This is a genomic window from Nocardia sp. NPDC055029, assembly GCF_053608525.1.
The window spans coordinates 246717-265611 of record NZ_JBSGVQ010000004.1 but is presented as its reverse complement, the minus strand read 5'-3'; the positions used below and the strand labels follow the sequence as shown (position 1 = coordinate 265611).

The window sequence follows — 18895 nt, the reverse complement described above, 5'->3', positions numbered from 1 at the left end:
AGCCACCCGCGTCACCACCTAGTTCGCCAAATCGTCGACGGTGGCCGCTTCGTTCCTGGACAGGTTGATGCCCAGGTTCGCCGCGGCGCGCTCCAGATCCTCGTCGTCGCCGTCGCGCATCTCGATCGCGGCGCCGTCCGAAGACAGCACTTCCACGTTGAGGCACAGCGACTGGAGTTCCTTGAGGAGCACCTTGAACGACTCCGGAATGCCCGGCTCCGGAATGTTCTCGCCCTTGACGATCGCCTCGTAGACCTTCACACGGCCCACCACGTCGTCGGACTTGATGGTCAGGAGTTCCTGCAGCGTGTACGCCGCGCCGTAGGCCTGCATGGCCCAGCACTCCATCTCACCGAAACGCTGACCACCGAACTGCGCCTTACCACCCAGCGGCTGCTGCGTGATCATCGAGTACGGACCGGTCGAACGGGCGTGGATCTTGTCGTCGACCAGGTGGTGCAGCTTCAGGATGTACATGTAACCGACCGCGACCGGGTACGGGAACGGCTCGCCGGAGCGGCCGTCGAACAGGGTCGCCTTGCCGTTCTCGTCGACCATGCGCTCACCGTCACGGTTCGGCAGAGTCGAAGCAAGCAGACCGGTCAGCTCGTCATCCTTGGCACCGTCGAAGACGGGCGTCGCGATGTTCGAGTCGGCCGGCGCGGCCAGCATCTCCTCGGGCAGCGTGGCCGCCCACTCGGGACGGGTACCGTCCGTGGCCACGTCGATATTCCAGCCGGCCTTACCGATCCACCCGAGGTGGGTTTCCAGGATCTGGCCGATGTTCATACGCCGCGGAACACCGTGGGTGTTCAGGATGATGTCGATCGGGGTGCCGTCGGGCATGAACGGCATGTCCTCGACGGGGAGGATCTTGCCGATGACGCCCTTGTTGCCGTGGCGGCCCGCGAGCTTGTCGCCGTCCTGGATCTTGCGCTTCTGGGCCACGTAGACCCGGACCAGTTCGTTGACACCGGGAGGCAGATCGTCGTCGTCCTCGCGCGAGAACACGCGGATGCCGATGACCTTGCCGGACTCACCGTGGGGCACCTTCAGCGAGGTGTCGCGCACCTCGCGCGCCTTCTCACCGAAGATCGCGCGGAGCAGGCGCTCCTCGGGGGTCAGCTCGGTCTCGCCCTTCGGGGTGACCTTGCCGACCAGGATGTCGCCGTCACGGACCTCGGCGCCGATGCGGATGATGCCGCGCTCGTCCAGGTCGGCCAGCACCTCGTCGGAGACGTTCGGGATGTCCCGGGTGATCTCCTCGGCGCCCAGCTTGGTGTCGCGGGCGTCGATCTCGTGCTCTTCGATGTGGATCGAGGTGAGAACGTCCTCTTCCACGAGGCGCTGCGACAGGATGATCGCGTCCTCGTAGTTGTGGCCTTCCCACGGCATGACGGCGACGAGCAGGTTCTTGCCCAGCGCCATCTCACCGTTCTCGGTGCAGGGGCCGTCGGCCAGAACCTGGCCCTTCTCCACCCGCTGACCCTCGTCCACGATCGGACGCTGGTTGGAGCAGGTGCCCTGGTTCGAGCGGTTGAACTTGCGCATCCGGTAGGACTTGCGGCTGCCGTCGTCGGCCATCACGGTGACGTAGTCGGCCGAGACCTCCTCGACAACACCCGGCTTCTCGTTCACCACGACATCGCCCGCGTCGACCGCGGCGCGCAGCTCCATGCCGGTGCCCACGATCGGGGACTCGGAACGGATCAGCGGCACGGCCTGACGCTGCATGTTCGCGCCCATGAGGGCACGGTTGGCGTCGTCGTGCTCGAGGAACGGGATCATGGCCGTCGCGACCGACACCATCTGGCGCGGCGAGATGTCCATGTAGTCGACCTGAGCCGGCGTCACGAACTCGACCTCTTCGCCCGCACGGCGGACGAGGACCTTCTCCTCGAGGAAGCGGCCATCGGCGTCGACCGGGGAGTTGGCCTGCGCGCGAACGTAGCGGTCTTCCTCGTCGGCGGTCAGGTACTTGACCTCATCGGTGACCTTGCCGTCGACGACCTTCTGGTACGGCGTCTCGATGAAGCCGAACGGGTTGACCCGCGCGTACACCGACAGCGAACCGATCAGGCCGATGTTCGGGCCTTCCGGGGTCTCGATCGGGCACATGCGGCCGTAGTGCGACGGGTGGACGTCACGGACTTCCAGGCCCGCGCGCTCACGGGACAGACCACCGGGGCCCAGCGCCGACAGGCGGCGCTTGTGGGTCAGACCCGACAGCGGGTTGTTCTGGTCCATGAACTGCGACAGCTGGGAGGTTCCGAAGAACTCCTTGATCGCGGCGACGACCGGACGGATGTTGATCAGGGTCTGCGGCGTGATCGCCTCGACGTCCTGAGTCGTCATCCGCTCGCGGACCACGCGCTCCATGCGGGACAGGCCGACGCGGATCTGGTTCTGGATCAGCTCGCCGACGGTGCGCAGACGACGGTTGCCGAAGTGGTCGATGTCGTCGATCTCGACGGGGACCTCTTCGCCACCGGGGGCGGTCATCGAGCGGTCACCGGCGTGCAGACGCACCAGGTACTCGATGGTGGTGACGATGTCTTCCTTGGTCAGCACCGAGGAGGTCACCGGCTCGTGCACGTGGATGCCGAGCTTCTTGTTGATCTTGTAGCGACCGACGCGCGCCAGGTCGTAGCGCTTCTCCTTGAAGAACAGGTTCTCCAGCAGGGTCTGCGCGGACTCCTTGGTCGGCGGCTCGCCCGGACGCAGCTTGCGGTAGATGTCGAGCAGCGCCTCGTCCTGGCCGGGCGTGCTGTCCTTCTCCAGGGTGGACATCATGATCTCGGAGAAGCCGAAACGCTCGACGATCTCCTCGGTGGTCCAGCCCAGCGCCTTGAGCAGCACGGTGACCGGCTGACGGCGCTTGCGGTCGATGCGGACACCGACGGTGTCGCGCTTGTCGACGTCGAACTCCAGCCACGCGCCGCGCGACGGGATCACGCGCACGCTGTGCAGGTCCTTCTCGGTGCCCTTGTCGATGCTGTGATCGAAGTAGACGCCCGGGGAGCGGACCAGCTGCGAGACGACGACGCGCTCGGTGCCGTTGATGATGAAGGTGCCCTTGTTGGTCATCATGGGGAAATCACCCATGAAGACCGTCTGGCTCTTGATCTCGCCGGTGTTGTTGTTGATGAACTCCGCGGTGACGAACAACGGCGCCGCGTAGGTCATGTCCTTCTCTTTGCACTCATCGATAGAGGCCTTGACCTCTTCGAAGCGCGGATCGGAGAACGACAGGGACATCGAACCGGAGAAGTCCTCGATCGGCGAGAGCTCCTCGAGCACCTCCTCCAAGCCGCCTGCGAGACCGACGTCGCCGCGTGCGGCCGCCTTCTCACGCCAGTCGGGGGTACCGACCAACCAGGCGAACGAGTCCGTTTGTAGGTCGAGAAGTCCGGGCACCTCCAAGGGCTCACGGATCTTCGCGAACGAAACCCTCAACGGGGCTCCGGGGATTCCAGCCTTGGTCTGGGTGGAGACTGCCAAGATGCGTCCTTCCAGCACCTCACGCGCGTCGCGTGGTGGTCCGCGACCGTCGCTTGTCTGCTACGAATTCCGCTGGTTACAACCCGAACGAAACCCGAACAGGCAGCAGCGGAAGTAACACCGGAAGGTGGAACTTACGAGTGCGAATCAAGGTGTGGACAGGAGGCAGCCAGCGCAACGTCCAAACTTACACCCACATACACGGGGGTGTCAACGTACCATCCGTGCGACCGCTCACACGGCAAACGCGCCGAACTCCCGTGACGCTGGCCGCGTCGGGTGTTCTGGGCGCTGAAGCCCCTGTAACAGCTGACGCTGCTGTGAATAGGGTGACGGTTCGCGCCCGCCTCGTCAAGTGGCGCGGCGCGGTCTGTCCGAGAAGTGAGATCGACTGGCGCGCTGCGCATCCCCGTCCGGAACCGCGGCCATTTTACTCGCGACACGCCGTGTGCGCCAACTCGCGTAACCGCCGCTCAGCGCCCGTTTTTCCGGTCGTGCCATTGCTGCGACCGCCCCTGAACGCACTACGAGCCCCGGCCGAGTGGCCGGGGCTCGTAGGGGGAGTGAAAGTCGCTCAGCTGTTGATCTGGCCGTGCGGAATCGTCTTGGTGTCGAACTGGGCGGTGGGGTGCTCGCTGCCGTAGGCGGCCATCACCTGGGTGTCGTCAGCGGACTCGTCGAGCGACTCGCGGATCGCCACCTGGGCCGCGTGCGGCAGGGTGTGCATGATCTCACGCACCCGCGCCTGGCGGCGGAAGACGGCCTGGCGAGCGGGCATGCCCGGCTCGGCCTTCATCTGCGGGATGATGCCCTCGATCTCCTCGGCGCCACCGTGGTGGTGACCGGCGTCGACGAGCGCCTGCTCGCGCGCCATCTGCGCCTCGTCCTTCTCCTCGGACATGCCGATCGGGCCGATCATGCGGCCGTTGAGGAACTGCTTGACGACCGGCTCCTCGCTGGTCAGCAGCACCTCGCGCGGGCCGAACATGACCAGCTGGCGGCGGAAGAGCATGCCGATGTTGTCCGGCACGGTACGGGCCAGGTTGATGTTGTGCGTCACGATGAGGATCGTGGCGTCGATCTGGGCGTTGATGTTGAGCAGCAGCTGCGCCAGGTACGAGGTACGCACGGGGTCGAGACCGGAGTCGGGCTCGTCGACCAGGATGATCTGCGGGTCGAGGACCAGCGCGCGGGCCAGGCCGGCACGCTTGCGCATACCGCCGGAGATCTCGCCGGGGAGCTTGTTCTCGGCGCCGAGCAGACCGGTCAGCTCGAGCTTCTCCATGACGATGCGCTTGATCTCGGTTTCCGACTTCTTCGTGTGCTCACGAAGGGGGAAAGCGATGTTGTCGAACAGGTTCATCGAGCCGAACAGCGCGCCGTCCTGGAAGAGGACGCCGAACAGTTTGCGGATCTCGTAGAGCTCCTTGTTGGAGCAGGTGGTGATATCGGTGCCATCGATGAAGATGGACCCGCGCTCCGGCCGCAACAGACCGATGAGCGACTTCAGGAACACCGACTTACCCGTACCCGAAGGGCCGAGCAGGGCGCTCACCTCACCCGAAGGGAGCGTGATCGACACGTCCTGCCAAATTCGCTGCGAACCGAAGGACTTGGTAACACCCTCGGTCCTGACCTCGACGCCCACGCCTACCTCCATTGTTCCCTGCGAGCACCCCACCCGCTGACCGCGCGCTCACATCACGGCGGTGCGTCACGACACTGTGGGTCCGGTCACTGTAACCCATGAGTGAGACGGGGCACACCCTTACATGACTGAAGAGTAACCCGCCCAGTGCTACAGCGCGTATCACCTTCCCATGTCGGGATAAATGACAAACGGGCGGCCCTCGAAAGGACCGCCCGTTCGCAAACGCGAAGCGCTGAATTACTTGACGGACACCTTGGCGCCGGCCTCTTCCAGCTTCGCCTTGGCAGCCTCGGCGGCCTCCTTGGCGACCTTCTCCAGGATCGGCTTCGGGGCACCCTCGACCAGGTCCTTGGCTTCCTTCAGGCCCAGGCCGGAGACGATCTCACGGACCACCTTGATGACCTGGATCTTCTTGTCGCCCGCACCCTCGAGGATGACGTCGAACTCGTCCTGCTCCTCAGCGGCCTCGGCCGGAGCAGCGGCGCCACCGGCAGCGGCAACGGCGACGGGGGCAGCGGCGGTGACCTCGAACTTCTCCTCGAACGCCTTCACGAAGCCGGACAGCTCCAGGAGGGTCATCTCCGAGAAAACCTCGAGCAGCTCTTCGGTGGACAGCTTGGCCATGATTGTTCCTTTCGGTGGTGAATGTCTTGTGCGCGCGGGCGTAATACCCGTGCGGGGGTATTACTCGGCAGCGCCTTCGGCCTGCTTCTTCTCCTGCAGCGCGGCGGCCAGACGGGCCACCTGACCTGCGGGAGCCGAGAACAGCCCGGCAGCCTTGGACATGTTGCCCTTCATCGCACCGGCCAGCTTGGCCAGCAGGACCTCGCGGGTCTCCAGGTCGGCGATCTTCTCGACCTCGGACACGGACAGCGCAGCGCCGTCCATGTAGCCGCCCTTGATGACGAGCGCCTTGTTGTCCTTGGCGAAGGTCTTGAGCGCCTTCGCGGCGTTGACCGGCTCACCCTGGATGAAGGTGATGGCGGTCGGTCCGACGAACAAGTCGTCCAGGCCCTCGACGCCCGCTTCCGCGGCCGCGAGCTTGACCAGGGTGTTCTTGGCGACGGAGTACGTGGCCTCGGCGCCGAGCGCACGACGCAGCTCGGTGAGCTTGCCGACCGAAAGACCACGGTATTCCGTGACAACAGTGGCCGTGGAGTTCTTGAACTGCTCCGCGATCTCCGCGACAGCGGTGACCTTTTCAGGCTTCGCCATACTTCGCCTCCTCTCTGATGTCGGTTCGTGAACGCGCACTACCGAATTCAGGGGCCGGCGACAAAACTAACGCCCCGGACGCAAGGCGTACCGGGGCGCGAAAGTATCGGCCTCAGCTCTCCCTGCGTGGGCCGCCGGCAATGTCGCCGGACCTTCGATCGACACCACGCAAGCGGCATCGACGACCAACGGTCTTCGGTAGAACGAATGGGTAGTCATCGAACATGTCGATGACCGGAGTCCACTGTACCGGCACCTACCCCCATCTGCCAAAACGGGTTCGACGGCCGCCCGATTCGGCCGAATCTACTGTGGCGCAGGTCACTTTCGTTCCTGCAATGTGGTAGCAATCGCACCAAAAAGGTGTTACGCAAGGTGACAGTAACCTGGTTCACTCCTCACCTATGGCAACCTCCATAGTCGCTCCACCACCGCTGCTGGACCGACGTTCACAGCGATTCCTCGCACTCGCCGTGATCTGTCTGGCCGAACTGCTGGTCGTCCTCGACAACACCATCGTCAACGTCGCGCTCCCCTCCATCGGCGTCCAGCTGCAGACCGGCGTCTCCGGCCTGCAATGGGTCGTCGACGCCTACACCCTCACCTTCGCCGGCCTGCTGCTCGCGGCGGGCAATCTCGGCGACCGCTACGGACGCAGGCGGATCATGACGATCGGCCTGGTCGGCATCGCCGTGATGTCGGTCGGCGGCGCGCTCGCCGAATCGATGACCCAGGTCATCGCGGCCCGCGCGGCGATGGGCGTCTTCGCCGCCGCCGTCTTTCCCGCCACCCTGGCCCTGATCATCAACATCTTCACCGACAAGCGCGAACGCGCGCTGGCCATCGCCGCCTGGACCGCGATGGCCGGTTTCGCCATCGCCATCGGCCCGATCTCGGGCGGCTGGCTGCTCGAGCACTTCAGCTGGCACTCGGTGTTCTGGATCAATGTGCCGGTGGCGCTGGCCGCGCTGGTCGCGACGCTGATCTGGGTGCCGGAATCGCGCGCCGACCAGGTCGGCAAGCTGGATCTGCCCGGCATCTTCCTGTCGATCGCGGGCATCACGCTGGTGGTGTGGGCCATCATCGAAGCACCGCACAACGGCTGGCTCTCGCTCACCACACTGTGCACCGCGGCACTCGGCGTCGTACTGCTCGCCGCTTTCGTCACCTGGGAATTGCGCACGGCCGCACCGATTCTCGATATGCGGCTGTTCCGGAACCGGCGATTCTCGTTGCCCGCCTTGGCAATTGCCATCGGTTACTTCTCGATGTTCGGATTCCTGTTTCTCATCACGCAGTATTTCCAGGGCGTGCGTGAATACACCCCGCTCGAATTCGGCATCGCGTCTTTGCCATTCGCGTTCTCGGTGGCCATCGGCGCTCCGGTCGCGACGCTGCTGGCGCAACGGGTCGGCACCACCGCGGTGCTGGTGATCGGACTCCTGCTCACCGGTCTCGGCCTCTACCTGGGCGGGCAGGTCACCGTCGACAGCAGCTATCTGATCGGCGTGCTGCCCTCGATGGTGTCGATGGCGCTCGGCCTCGGCATCGTGCAGGGACCGGCGACGGAGTCGATCATGTCCGCACTGCCCCTCGACGAGGCAGGCGCCGGCTCGGCCGTCAACGACACCACCCGCGAGATCGGCGGCACCCTCGGCGTCGCGGTGCTCGGCTCGATCGTCGCGTCGTATTACACCAGCCGGATCGGCGCCCGGATCGACGCCATCCCCGTCGGCATCATGAACGACAACGAGAAGAGCCTGGTCAAGGCCAGTCCGCTCAGCGTGCTGGAACTGCGTAAACGCGAACTGACCCCGTTCCTCGAGTCACAGCGCGAGAACCTCATCGTCGCCATGAAGACGGCGACGCTCCAGGGCGCGCACGCCGCGTCCCTGGTCGCGACCGGCGCGGTTCTCGTCTGCGCGCTGATCGTGGCGGTCTTCCTGCCGTGGAAGCCGCAGGGTGGCGAATCGGTCCTGCTCGGCTGGCGCAAGAAAGACTGACCCCGGAAAACCGCGAGGGTGGGAACGCAGTGCGTTCCCACCCTCGTGGTCGATCAGGAGCTACCTGTCAGGAGAAGCTCACGCATCCTCGTCGAGGAGGTTGCGGGTGCGGTTCGGGTCCACCGGGATGCCCGGTCCGGTGTTGGTCGAAACCGTGATCTTCTTGACGTAGCGGCCCTTGGCGGTCGACGGCTTCACACGCAGGATCTCGTCCAGCGCGGCGCCGTAGTTCTCCACCAGCTTGGCGTCGTCGAAGGACGCCTTGCCGATGACGAAGTGCAGGTTGGCCTGCTTGTCGACGCGGAAGTTGATCTTGCCGCCCTTGATGTCGTTGACGGCCTTGGTCACATCGTTGGTGACGGTGCCCGTCTTCGGGTTCGGCATCAGACCACGCGGGCCGAGGACACGCGCGATGCGGCCGACCTTGGCCATCTGGTCCGGGGTGGCGATCGCGGCGTCGAAGTCCAGCCAGCCGCCCTGGATCCGCTCGATCAGGTCCTCGGCGCCGACGGCGTCGGCACCGGCGGCCTCGGCCTCGGCGGCCTTCTCGCCTGCGGCGAACACGATGACGCGGGCGGTCTTACCGGTGCCGTGCGGCAGGTTGACGGTGCCACGGACCATCTGGTCGGCCTTACGGGGGTCCACGCCGAGACGAACGGCGACCTCGACGGTCGCGTCGGTCTTGGTGGTGGAGGTCTCCTTCGCCAGGCGCGCAGCGGCCAGCGGGGAGTACAGCTTGTCGCGATCGACCTTCTCAGCAGCGGCGAGATACGCCTTGCTTCGCTTTGCCATGTTTCTCTGTCCTTAAAGTTGCGAGTTCAGATGTGGTTTCCGGGCCTGGCCGGCCCTCCCACATGGAGCGAGATTCGCTCAGCCTTCGACGGTGATACCCATCGAGCGGGCGGTACCGGCGATGATCTTCGCGGCCTGATCGAGATCGGTGGCGTTGAGATCCTCGGCCTTGGTCTTGGCGATCTCCCGGACCTGGTCCATGGTGACCTTGGCGACCTTGGTCTTGTGCGGCTCGGCCGAGCCCTTCTGCACACCGGCGGCCTTGAGCAGCAGACGCGCGGCGGGCGGGGTCTTCAGCTTGAAGTCGAACGTCCGGTCCTCGTACACCGAGATCTCGACCGGGATGACGTTGCCACGCTGCGACTCGGTCGCGGCGTTGTACGCCTTGCAGAACTCCATGATGTTGACGCCGTGCTGACCGAGCGCGGGGCCGACCGGAGGAGCCGGGTTCGCGGCACCGGCCTGGATCTGCAGCTTGATGATCCCGGCGAGCTTCTTCTTCTTGGGGGGCATCTTTCTTCCTTGGGTTTCGGTTCCTTACGGTTGCCGTAAGCCTGTTGCGGGATCGCTCCCACGCCGGGTCCAAGCCCGGCATTCGCGCACGACCGTCACACCGGGCGGAAACCGCCTGGCGCGGGTCTACACACGAACTGTCACACTCTACCGAACCGCGCCGCGGCGGCCGCAGCCGGGAGGGTCGATCAACGACAACGGCACCGCCGAGGCGGTGCCGTTGCGAAGCTGGTTCGAGCTAGATCTTGGAAACCTGGGTGAAGTTCAGCTCGACCGGGGTCTCGCGACCGAAGATCGAGACGAGCACCTTGAGCTTCTGCTGCTCGGCGTTGACCTCGCTGATGCTGGCGGGCAGCGTCGCGAACGGGCCGTCCATGACGGTGACCGACTCGCCGACCTCGAAGTCGACCTCGATGACCGGCTTGCCCGCGGCAGCGGCACCGGTGTCCGCACCGGACGCGGCAGCGGCGGCGGCCGCCTTCTTCTGAGCCTGCGCACCGGCCGGGACCAGGAACTTCACGACCTCGTTGATGGTCAGCGGGGTCGGCTTGGCGCCGGGGCCACCGCCGGTCATGCCGACGAAACCGGTGACGCCGGGGGTGTTGCGGACCGCGCCCCACGACTCGTTGTTCAGTTCCATCCGGACCAGGATGTAGCCGGGCAGCACCTTGCGGTTGACGTTCTTCTTCTGCCCGTTCTTGATCTCGGTGACCTCTTCGGTCGGCACCTCGACCTGGAAGATGTAGTCCTCGAGGCCGAGGTTCTGCACGCGGGTCTCGAGGTTGGTCTTGACCTTGTTCTCGTAGCCGGCGTAGGAGTGCACGACGTACCAGTCGCCGGGGACGCGGCGCAGCTTGGCCTTCATCGACTCGACGGGGTCGGCTTCGGGGTCTTCCTCGGTGGCGACGGCCTCGACGACGGCCTCGTCGGCCGCGTCGGCGTCAGCGAGCTCGGTGGTGGCCTCGACCTCGTCGGCGGCGGTCTCCGCCACGACAGTGTCGTCAACCGGGAACTCGGCGTTTGTTTCGTTCTCCGGGGTGCTCACTTCGGCACTCGCTTCCTGTGTCGTCACGTACATCGTCTGGGCCGGGTCAGGTGCGCGGAGGCACACTCCGCCGTTCCGGCCCGCGATCGGCTACCGGCGTGGGGTGTCGGCGATCAGCCGAACAGCCAGTCGACACCCGTGATGAACGCAATATCGATCCCGTAGATGAACGCGACCATGAAGACCACGAACACCAGAACGACGGCCGTATAGGTGACCATCTGCTTCCGGTTGGGCCAGATCACCTTGCGCAGTTCCGCGATGACCTCTCGCAGGAACTTGAGCAGCCGCTTGAACGGGTTGCCCGATTTGGCCTTCCCGGCAGTCTTGTCTGCCTTGCGCAAGGAGGGCCGGTCCAGCGTGGCCACCGAACCGGTGTCCGCCGGAGCATCCGACGTGCGCGCACGACGAGCTGTCCGCTTGCCGCTCGGCCGAGTGGCAGCGGCGGTGTCGTCGCCGTCTTCGGCGCGAGTATCCCGCTCGTCGCTCACGTCGATCCTTCCTCGTCGCTGGCATTCAGGGCAGGGGCGACAGGACTTGAACCTGCAACCTGCGGTTTTGGAGACCGCTGCTCTGCCAATTGAGCTACGCCCCTTCGGTTGAACCAGCCTGAGCTGCGTTGTCCAACCACAGTCGATATTCGATTATCGAGCTCTGGTGTCACACAACATGCGCGCCGCTTCCGTGGGGATCTACTCCCCGGGAAGATCAGCGCGCAGCAGCCGGTGACCCCAGAGTCCCGAGTGTACGTTACCGCGTGCGGTATTCGCCAATCCGGTACAGCCGACCAGGTCAGGACAGCTGAACGGTTGCCGTGGCGCGTCCGAAGATCTTCTTGCCCGCCGACTTCGCCGTGATGGCGACGACCGCGGTCCTGGTATCCGGATCGACCGACTTCACCTTACCGGTGAACTCGACCTCGGCCGGGGACTCGGCGCCGACGAAGACCGGGCTGGTGAACCGGACGTTGTACTCCTTCACCGCGCCGGGATCACCGAGCCACGAGGTGACGAAACCGCCGCCGAGGCCCATCGTGAGCATGCCGTGCGCGACCACGTCGTCCAGGCCGACCATCTTCACGATCTCGTCGCTCCAGTGGATCGGGTTGGCGTCGCCGGACACGCCCGCGTAGTTCACCAGATCGCCACGGGTGAGCCGGACGGTGCGCGGCGGCAGTTCATCGCCCGCGGCCACGCTGTCGAAGGACAGGGCGTGTGTGGGGACGGCAGGCTCCGGCTGCCTGGTGACCGGATCGGGGGTGAGCTCGGCGGGGAGCTCGGCCGGCGCGTGATGGTCGGGCTCCTCGAGGCCGTGCATGAGGATGTTGCGGACCGCGTCCGACATCGCCGGATCGATGTCGGCGCCGCTGCGGCCGATCAGCGTGGTGTAGGTGGTGAGCACCAGCTCGTCGTCCTGGGCGGTGACGATGTTCTTGGTGACGATGATGTCGCCGCCGAAGGCCTGCCGGAAGGAATGCAGGTACACATCACAGGTCAGCTGGTCGCCCACCCGGATCGGGCGGTGGAACTCCAGGATCTGGTCGGTCTGCATGATCTGGCTCAGGTCGTAGCCGGTGACGATCCGCTCGAACAGCTTGCGCTGGGCGAGGATGCCGACCAGCGAGATGAAGGTGAGCGGGGCGAGCAGGCCCTGGTGGCCGTACTCGCGCGCGATGTCTTCCTCCCAGTGCACCGGGTGGTAGTCCTGCACGGCACGGGCGTATTCGCGCACCTTCTCGCGGCCGACCTCGTAGAAGTCGTCGACACGGTAGTGGTGGCCGACCATCGCCGCCGCGTGTGCGGCGGGATCGAACGGTTCGGCGGCTGCGGCGGTGACCGCTTCGTCAGTTCCGGTGTTCAGTGTCACCACCTGGACCTTACTCACACGTAGACCGCTCACAAGCCGTCCGGGGGTGTAAACACCGCCCACCCGGGGTACTGTTTCGACCCCGGAAAAAGCACAAAGGCCGGACTTTCGTCCGGCCTTCGGCAAATGTTCTGGTGAATCAGCGCGACTCGCGGTGCGCCCGGTGGGTTCCGCAGTTCGGGCAGAACTTCTTCAGCTCGAGGCGGTCCGGGTCGTTGCGCCGGTTCTTCTTGGTGATGTAGTTGCGATGCTTGCACTCTTCGCAGGCCAAGGTGATCTTTGGCCGGACATCGGTGGACTTCGCGGCCACGATATGCCTTCTTTCCGGTCTGGGCTGAGTCGTTATTGGTAGCGATGGCCGGACTTGAACCGGCGACACAACGATTATGAGTCGTTTGCTCTACCGACTGAGCTACACCGCCACGGCGGACCTGTTACGGTGGGCCGGCGGGAAAGTCGGTCACCACCGGCAATCCGGCGAGCCCCCTAACGGAATCGAACCGTTGACCTTTTCCTTACCATGGAAACGCTCTGCCGACTGAGCTAAGGGGGCATGACTACGTGGCACAGAGTCTGTATCGGCGGGCCGATCAGCGCGACCCCGTGCTCCGGCGTCCTGAAGAAGATTACACACTACCCGCCAGCACTACCAAATCGCCAGCTAGGACGCACTTTTTCCCCAGGCAACCCACTGATCACCCGAGAACATGGGTAACTCCCCAACTCCCCCGCCTCCCCGCGACTTCAGCGGGTCGTCCGGTAGGTCAGCTGCTTGTCCTCGGGCTCACCACGTGGTCGCTCGGGGCGGAGGTGGCGCGGGAGTTACCCATGTCCTCGGGTGATCAGCGGGTTGCTTCACCAAACCAAAGAACCCCGCCGATCTGATGATCGACGGGGTTCGATGTGGCAGATGTAGGATTCGAACCTACGTAGGCTTTCACCGACAGATTTACAGTCTGCTCCCATTGGCCGCTCGGGCAATCTGCCTTGTGCGCCGTTTCCGGTGCGCTGAGCAGCTTACAACGAACCCACACCCCCAATGCAAACCGCCTGCACAACGACCCTGCGAGCACGGTCGGACCAGGCATGCGGGTACAACTGTCTCGGTGGCCGGCACACCTGTCGGCGCACCCATTGTCAGACCGTGAGGGACAGGAGCGCAGTGTGGCCGATTCGTCATTCGACGTGGTGAGCAAGGTCGATCGCCAGGAGGTCGACAACGCGCTGCACCAGGCGGAGAAGGAGCTGAACTCCCGCTACGACTTCAAGGGCACCGACGCGTCGATCGCGTGGTCGGGCGAGGAGGCCATCGTGCTGACCGCGAACGCCGAGGAGCGGGTCAAGGCCGCGCTCGAGGTGTTCAAGGAGAAGCTGATCCGCCGTGACATCTCGCTGAAGGCGTTCGACGCCGGCGAGCCGCAGGCCTCCGGCAAGGTGTTCAAGATCACCGGCACGCTGGTGCAGGGCATCGATACCGAGAAGGCGAAGAAGATCTCCAAGAAGATCCGCGACGAGGGCCCCAAGGGCGTGAAGGCGCAGATCCAGGGCGAGGAGCTGCGGGTCAGCAGCAAGAAGCGCGACGACCTGCAGGCCGTGATCTCCCTGCTCAAGGGCGAGGACTTCGGCATCGCCCTGCAGTTCGTGAACTACAGGTAGCGGGCGGGGCGGCGCTCAGTGCCGGTGGGTGCCGCCCGCCATTTCCTCCAGCCGCCTGATGCGCTCGTCCATCGGCGGGTGTGTCGAGTACCAGCGGGCGATGCGGTCGCCCGCGCGGAACGGGTTGGCGATCATCAGGTGCGATTCGCTGGTGAGCTTGGGATCCGGCGGCAGCGGGGCCACCTGGACGCCGCGTTCGATCTTGCGCAGGGCCGAGGCCAGTGCCAGCGGGTCACCGGTGAGTTCGGCGCCGGACTGATCGGCCTGGAACTCGCGCGATCGCGATACCGCCATCTTGATCAGGCCGGCGGCGATCGGGCCGAGCAGCGAGACGAGCAGCACCGCGATGACGTTCGGGCCCTGACCGTCCCTGCTGCCGAACGAGCTGGCGAAGAAGGCCATGTTCGCGAGTCCGGTGATGATCGAGGCCATCGCGCCCGCCACCGACGAGATCAGGATGTCGCGGTTGTAGACGTGCGACAGCTCGTGGCCGAGAACCGCGCGTAACTCCCGCTCGTCGAGCAACTGCAAGATGCCGCTGGTGCAGCAGACCGCCGCGTGCCGGGGGTTGCGACCGGTCGCGAACGCGTTGGGCGCGTTGGTGGGGCTGATGTAGAGCCGCGGCATCGGCTGGCGGGCCGTGGTCGCGAGCTCGCGCACGATCCGGTACATGACCGGCGCTTCCAGTTCGCTGACCGGTTGCGCGTGCATCGCCTTCAGCGCCAGTTTGTCGCTGTTGAAGTACGCGTAGGCGTTCATGCCGACGGCCAGCACGATCGAGATGATCAGGATCGTCGGGCTGCGGAACATCGCCCCGATGGCGACGATCAACGCCGACAGCCCGACCATCAATCCAAACGTCTTGATCCCATTGGGCATGCAGTTCCGCCTCCCCGCGCCTTTTGCCGGTCGTCGGGCGCGTGGTTCGTCAAGCATCGGGCCTGCGGTCGACAATTCCGCCTCTCCGCGCCTTTTGCCGGTCGTCAGGCGCGGGATTCGTCATGCACCGGGCTTGCGGTTCACCATGTGAACGGTCTTGGGCGTACCCGGCGAGTTACCGATGTTCTATCGAAATCTGTCGTTGCTTCGCGTCAGGTCAACGAGTGCGCGTCAGCGATAGTTCCGGGTCAGCCGACACGTTCGATGGTGTAACGGACCAGGCGGGTGAGGGCCTCGTTGGCCGGGCCTGCCGGGAGGGCAGCCAGTTCGGCGTCGGCGAGGTCGGCGTATTCCTGGAGCTTGGCCTTGGCCTTGGCCATGCCGGGTGAGCGACGCAGCAATTCCAGCGCCTCCTCGACCTCGGCGTCGGTTTCCAGCGGGTGATCGAGCAGGGTGCGCAAGCGGTCGCTGTCGGCGCCGGACTCGCGCAGGGCGTAGAGGACGGGCAGGGTGTGCACGCCCTCGCGCAGGTCGGTGCCGGGGGTCTTGCCGGACTGTTCGGCCGACGAGGAGATGTCGATGATGTCGTCGGAGATCTGGAAGGCGGTGCCGACGGCGTCACCGAGGCGGGCCAGCCGCTCGACGTGCTCGGACCCGGCGCCGGAGAAGGTGCCGCCGAAACGGCCCGCCGCGGCGATGAGCGAGCCGGTCTTCTCCCAGACCACGCGCAGGTAGTGCTCGACCGGATCCTGGGACTGCTTGGCGCCCATGGTTTCCCGCATCTGGCCGGTGACCAGCTCGGCGAAGGTCTCGGCGATGATCCGGACCGCGTCGGGGCCGAGCGTCGAGGTGAGCCGGGAGGCGTGCGCGAACAGGTAGTCGCCTGCCAGGATCGCGATGTTGTTGCCCCAGCGCGCGTTGACGCTGACCGCGCCGCGCCGCTGCGTGGCCTCGTCCATCACGTCGTCGTGGTACAGCGTGGCCAGGTGCACCAGCTCCACGACGGTGCCCGCGGTGACCAGCGCCGGGTCGGTGGGATTGGGGCCGAGCTGACCGGTCAGCACGGTGAACAGCGGGCGGAACCGCTTGCCGCCTGCCCTGGCCAGGTGCAGTGCGGCTTCCTGGAGGAATTCCTCGCCGTCGGAGAGTTCGTCGACGAGCAGTTTCTCGACCGCGGCCAGGCCGTCGCGCACGGTGGCGGCGAGTTCGGGATCGACGAGATCTACCCCGGCAACCACGGTGCTCTCGTCGCTCACAGCCGATGTGCTCATTATCTTCTCCCAGCGATGCGTCCGACCCCGACGGGTAGCAACCTAGCGTGTTCCGGCGCCCACGCCGATGAACACCGTCACACAGTGACTATTCCCGGTGTACCCGACACTCTCGCACAGCGCCCTGGGGTGCCAGTATTGAGCCATGGGTTCACCGGACTTCACCCCCGCCGACCGCGCTGTCCTGCCTGCCGCCGTCGAGGTGCTGGTCGTCGGTGCCGGGCCCGCCGGTTCGGCGTCGGCGGCCTGGGCCGCGCGCGCCGGACGCGATGTGCTGCTGCTCGATTCCGCGGTCTTCCCGCGGGACAAGACCTGTGGCGACGGGCTGACGCCGCGCGCGACCGCCGAGCTCGAGCACCTCGGCCTCGGCGAGTGGCTGCGCGCGCACACGGTGAACCACGGCCTGCGGATGGCCGGTTTCGGCAGGGAGGCGTTGCTGCCGTGGCCGAACGGGTCGTTCCCGACGTACGGAAGCGCTGTTCCCCGAACCGAACTCGACGACAAGCTGCGCGAGACCGCGATCAAATCCGGTGCCAGGATGGTCGACGGCGCGAAGGTCACCGAGGTGCTGCGCGAGGGCGAGCGGGTCACCGGCGTGACGGTCCGCATCGGCGATGCCACCCACTCGGTGCGCTGCCGGGTGCTCGTCGTGGCCGACGGCGTGCGCTCCCCCATCGGAAAACAGTTGGGCCGCACCTGGCATCGGCGCTTCGCCTACGGGACCGCGGCGCGCGCCTACATCAAGTCGGGACGCAGCGACGACCAGTGGATCTCCTCGCACCTCGAGCTGCGCAACGCGGCCGACGAGCTGGTGCCCGGCTACGGCTGGATCTTCCCGCTCGGCAACGGCGAGGTGAACATCGGCGTCGGTTCGCTGGCGACCGAACAGCGGCCGTCGCACATCGCGCTCAAGCCGCTGATCGAGCACTACACCCGGCTGCGCCGCGAGGAATGGGAGCTCGAGGGCGAGCTGCGTGCCGTCGCGTCGGCGCTGCTGCCGATGGGCGGTGCGGTGTCGGGGGTGGCCGGGCCGAACTGGGTGCTCGTCGGTGACGCCGCGGGTTGCGTGAATCCGCTCAACGGTGAGGGCATCGACTACGGCCTGGAAGGCGGGCACATGCTCGCCGGGCTGCTGGACGAGCCCGATCTGAGCCGGGTGTGGCCGCAGCTGCTGCGTGACCGGTACGGCCGCACGTTCTCGGTGGCGCGCAGGCTCGCCGGCCTGGCCACCCACCCGAAGATGGTCCCGCTCGGCGGGCCGCCGGTGATGCGCTCGAAGTACCTACAGCGCACGGCCGTTCGGGTGATGGGCAATCTGGTGACCGACGAGGACCTCGACATCACCGCGCGCGCCTGGCGGGCAGCGGGACGCGCCTCGCTACGCGCCGACGACCTACCCCCGTTCAGCTGAGCTCACCCGTCAGGTGCGGTGCCGCCCGGGTCGACGGCACCGCCGTGGGTGTCAGTTCTTGGCGAACCAGCCCTCGAAGAACTTGCGTTCGCTGTTGAGGACGCGCTGGTGCAGCTGCTCGGCGAGCGGCTCGATCGCGCCGCCGACGAGCGGCACCTTCACGGTGACGGTGCCGACGACCTCGATCTCGCTGCCCTCGGCGGTGGGGCGCAGTTCGTAGGTGCCCTCCATCTCGGTGGTGATTCCGCCGGTGTTGCCGGTGAAGCTGCCCTTGGCGACCTCACCCTCCAGCGGCTGCCAGTGGTCGGTTCGTGAGAGCACCAGATCACTCTTGAGTACCTTGCGCACCAGGCCGGGAACCTTGTCCCGACCGGGGGTTTCCGTCATTTGCAGGCGAATCGAACCCGGCCCTTCGGGATGGGACAGTTCGACGGTCGCGGTGTCGGCGGCGGCGAAGCGCTCCTGCCAGACCGCATCGTCGACGAGTGCCCGGTGAAGCTCTTCGACCGGGACGGTGTAGGGCACGGTGAAGCTGAATTTTCGGGACATGGGCGACACGCTAGCGCAGCATCCGACTAGGGTGGCGGCGTGTCGGAAACCAGCCAGTCGGAGAGGCGGACGAAGCGCCTGCGACGGGTGAGCACCGGAGTGCTCGGTACCGCGACGGTGATCAGCGTGCTGATGGTGCTGCTGGTCCTCGCGGCCTGGCGCAACGATTACGAGATCGAGAATCATCGTGGCGTCACCTCGGGCGAGGTGCTCTCGGCGGGCCGGTTGCGTTCGGCGGTGATGTACGTGACGCCCGACAGCGTGACCCACAATCCGAAGGTCGGCATCCTGTATCCGACCAATCTGACCGCGGGTCAGCGGATCAATGTGGAGTACAGCGTGCGCGACCCCGATCTGGTCCGGGTCGCCGGGCGCGATGCGCGGGTGGCGATCATTCCGGCGGCGTCGGTGATCGTGGTGGTCTGGGCGCTGGCGCTGCCTGCGCTGTGGCTGGTGCGGCGCAAGCAGCGCGCGGCGTAACTTCGTCTGCTGTTCGTCCCTGCTTCACGTCGGTGTGGGTGTGCCGCGCGGTGTGGCGGTCAC

The 18895-nt window shown here is 66.0% G+C and carries 17 protein-coding genes and 4 tRNA genes; 4 read left to right on the top strand and 17 right to left on the bottom strand.

Annotated elements, in window-relative coordinates; translation table 11 throughout:
- Positions 1–18: 18 nt before the first annotated feature.
- The 4 genes from rpoB to rplJ form a co-directional block, all read right to left on the bottom strand.
- Entirely contained in the window at positions 19–3519 is a 3501-nt protein-coding gene (rpoB, locus tag ACWF9G_RS06140; protein ID WP_379309041.1) for a DNA-directed RNA polymerase subunit beta, read from the bottom strand.
- 556 nt (positions 3520–4075) lie between these two features.
- A complete protein-coding gene (locus tag ACWF9G_RS06135) occupies positions 4076–5161 on the bottom strand; it encodes an ABC transporter ATP-binding protein (protein ID WP_379309042.1) in 1086 nt (361 codons plus the stop codon).
- A 228-nt stretch (positions 5162–5389) separates the two neighbouring features.
- On the bottom strand, positions 5390–5776 hold the full coding sequence (gene rplL / locus ACWF9G_RS06130) for a 50S ribosomal protein L7/L12 (RefSeq protein ID WP_379309043.1): 387 nt from the start codon (positions 5774–5776) through the stop codon (positions 5390–5392).
- A gap of 60 nt (positions 5777–5836) precedes the next feature.
- The gene (rplJ, locus tag ACWF9G_RS06125) at positions 5837–6367 is read right to left on the bottom strand and encodes a 50S ribosomal protein L10 (RefSeq protein ID WP_189025604.1); all 531 of its coding nucleotides are present in this window, start codon (positions 6365–6367) and stop codon (positions 5837–5839) included.
- Positions 6368–6771: 404 nt separating this feature from the next.
- On the opposite strand from rplJ, the gene ACWF9G_RS06120 reads away from it, so the two are divergent.
- A complete protein-coding gene (locus ACWF9G_RS06120; RefSeq protein WP_452513996.1) occupies positions 6772–8370 on the top strand; it encodes an MFS transporter in 1599 nt (532 codons plus the stop codon).
- A 78-nt stretch (positions 8371–8448) separates the two neighbouring features.
- On the opposite strand, the gene rplA is transcribed toward ACWF9G_RS06120, so the two are convergent.
- The 10 genes from rplA to ACWF9G_RS06070 all read right to left on the bottom strand — a co-directional run bounded on the left by rplA (position 8449) and on the right by ACWF9G_RS06070 (position 13573).
- Positions 8449–9162, bottom strand: a complete 714-nt coding sequence (gene rplA / locus ACWF9G_RS06115; protein ID WP_336084266.1) for a 50S ribosomal protein L1 — start codon at positions 9160–9162, stop codon at positions 8449–8451.
- Positions 9163–9240: 78 nt separating this feature from the next.
- Positions 9241–9675, bottom strand: a complete 435-nt coding sequence (rplK, locus tag ACWF9G_RS06110; protein WP_019049397.1) for a 50S ribosomal protein L11 — start codon at positions 9673–9675, stop codon at positions 9241–9243.
- A 238-nt stretch (positions 9676–9913) separates the two neighbouring features.
- Positions 9914–10720, bottom strand: coding sequence for a transcription termination/antitermination protein NusG (gene nusG, locus ACWF9G_RS06105; protein WP_379309061.1), 807 nt, complete (start codon positions 10718–10720; stop codon positions 9914–9916).
- Between the two features lie 113 nt (positions 10721–10833).
- A complete protein-coding gene (gene secE / locus ACWF9G_RS06100) occupies positions 10834–11211 on the bottom strand; it encodes a preprotein translocase subunit SecE (protein ID WP_379309045.1) in 378 nt (125 codons plus the stop codon).
- 31 nt (positions 11212–11242) lie between these two features.
- Positions 11243–11315 (bottom strand) — tRNA-Trp (locus ACWF9G_RS06095).
- Between the two features lie 197 nt (positions 11316–11512).
- A complete protein-coding gene (locus tag ACWF9G_RS06090; RefSeq protein ID WP_452514027.1) occupies positions 11513–12580 on the bottom strand; it encodes a fused (3R)-hydroxyacyl-ACP dehydratase subunits HadA/HadB in 1068 nt (355 codons plus the stop codon).
- Positions 12581–12725: 145 nt separating this feature from the next.
- Complete coding sequence (gene rpmG, locus ACWF9G_RS06085) at positions 12726–12896, bottom strand: 50S ribosomal protein L33 (RefSeq protein ID WP_019049401.1); 171 nt, start codon at positions 12894–12896, stop codon at positions 12726–12728.
- A 36-nt stretch (positions 12897–12932) separates the two neighbouring features.
- Positions 12933–13008 (bottom strand) — tRNA-Met (locus ACWF9G_RS06080).
- Between the two features lie 58 nt (positions 13009–13066).
- Positions 13067–13139 (bottom strand) — tRNA-Thr (locus ACWF9G_RS06075).
- 351 nt (positions 13140–13490) lie between these two features.
- Positions 13491–13573, bottom strand: a tRNA-Tyr gene (locus tag ACWF9G_RS06070).
- A 177-nt stretch (positions 13574–13750) separates the two neighbouring features.
- On the opposite strand from ACWF9G_RS06070, the gene ACWF9G_RS06065 reads away from it, so the two are divergent.
- A complete protein-coding gene (locus tag ACWF9G_RS06065) occupies positions 13751–14242 on the top strand; it encodes a YajQ family cyclic di-GMP-binding protein (protein ID WP_379309046.1) in 492 nt (163 codons plus the stop codon).
- Between the two features lie 15 nt (positions 14243–14257).
- Here the strand turns inward: ACWF9G_RS06065 and htpX are convergent, their stop codons facing one another.
- Together htpX and ACWF9G_RS06055 are read right to left on the bottom strand one after the other, a co-directional pair.
- Positions 14258–15121 carry a zinc metalloprotease HtpX gene (gene htpX, locus ACWF9G_RS06060; RefSeq protein ID WP_452513993.1) on the bottom strand — a complete coding sequence of 288 codons (864 nt, stop codon included), beginning with the start codon at positions 15119–15121 and terminating at the stop codon, positions 14258–14260.
- Positions 15122–15369: 248 nt separating this feature from the next.
- Complete coding sequence (locus ACWF9G_RS06055; RefSeq protein WP_452513992.1) at positions 15370–16392, bottom strand: polyprenyl synthetase family protein; 1023 nt, start codon at positions 16390–16392, stop codon at positions 15370–15372.
- A gap of 145 nt (positions 16393–16537) precedes the next feature.
- On the opposite strand from ACWF9G_RS06055, the gene ACWF9G_RS06050 reads away from it, so the two are divergent.
- Positions 16538–17803: a geranylgeranyl reductase family protein gene (locus tag ACWF9G_RS06050; RefSeq protein ID WP_379309050.1), complete on the top strand. Its 1266-nt coding sequence runs from the start codon at positions 16538–16540 to the stop codon at positions 17801–17803.
- Between the two features lie 51 nt (positions 17804–17854).
- Here ACWF9G_RS06050 and ACWF9G_RS06045 read toward each other — a convergent pair whose 3' ends face one another.
- Complete coding sequence (locus ACWF9G_RS06045; RefSeq protein WP_452513990.1) at positions 17855–18352, bottom strand: DUF2505 domain-containing protein; 498 nt, start codon at positions 18350–18352, stop codon at positions 17855–17857.
- A 39-nt stretch (positions 18353–18391) separates the two neighbouring features.
- Here ACWF9G_RS06045 and ACWF9G_RS06040 point away from each other — a divergent pair, with 39 nt between their 5' ends.
- Entirely contained in the window at positions 18392–18832 is a 441-nt protein-coding gene (locus ACWF9G_RS06040; RefSeq protein WP_379309052.1) for a DUF3592 domain-containing protein, read from the top strand.
- Positions 18833–18895 lie beyond the last annotated feature (63 nt).

What these genes read in the sequence shown, in the direction of transcription:
- rplJ (WP_189025604.1), bottom strand. Translation starts at nt 6,367, where the DNA reads ATGGCGAAGCCTGAAAAGGTCACCGCTGTCGCGGAGATCGCGGAGCAG.
- rplA (WP_336084266.1), bottom strand. Translation starts at nt 9,162, where the DNA reads ATGGCAAAGCGAAGCAAGGCGTATCTCGCCGCTGCTGAGAAGGTCGAT.
- ACWF9G_RS06045 (WP_452513990.1), bottom strand. Translation starts at nt 18,352, where the DNA reads ATGTCCCGAAAATTCAGCTTCACCGTGCCCTACACCGTCCCGGTCGAA.
- ACWF9G_RS06055 (WP_452513992.1), bottom strand. Translation starts at nt 16,392, where the DNA reads ATGAGCACATCGGCTGTGAGCGACGAGAGCACCGTGGTTGCCGGGGTA.
- ACWF9G_RS06120 (WP_452513996.1), top strand. Translation starts at nt 6,772, where the DNA reads ATGGCAACCTCCATAGTCGCTCCACCACCGCTGCTGGACCGACGTTCA.
- ACWF9G_RS06135 (WP_379309042.1), bottom strand. Translation starts at nt 5,161, where the DNA reads ATGGAGGTAGGCGTGGGCGTCGAGGTCAGGACCGAGGGTGTTACCAAG.
- htpX (WP_452513993.1), bottom strand. Translation starts at nt 15,121, where the DNA reads ATGCCCAATGGGATCAAGACGTTTGGATTGATGGTCGGGCTGTCGGCG.
- rplL (WP_379309043.1), bottom strand. Translation starts at nt 5,776, where the DNA reads ATGGCCAAGCTGTCCACCGAAGAGCTGCTCGAGGTTTTCTCGGAGATG.
- ACWF9G_RS06050 (WP_379309050.1), top strand. Translation starts at nt 16,538, where the DNA reads ATGGGTTCACCGGACTTCACCCCCGCCGACCGCGCTGTCCTGCCTGCC.
- rplK (WP_019049397.1), bottom strand. Translation starts at nt 9,675, where the DNA reads ATGCCCCCCAAGAAGAAGAAGCTCGCCGGGATCATCAAGCTGCAGATC.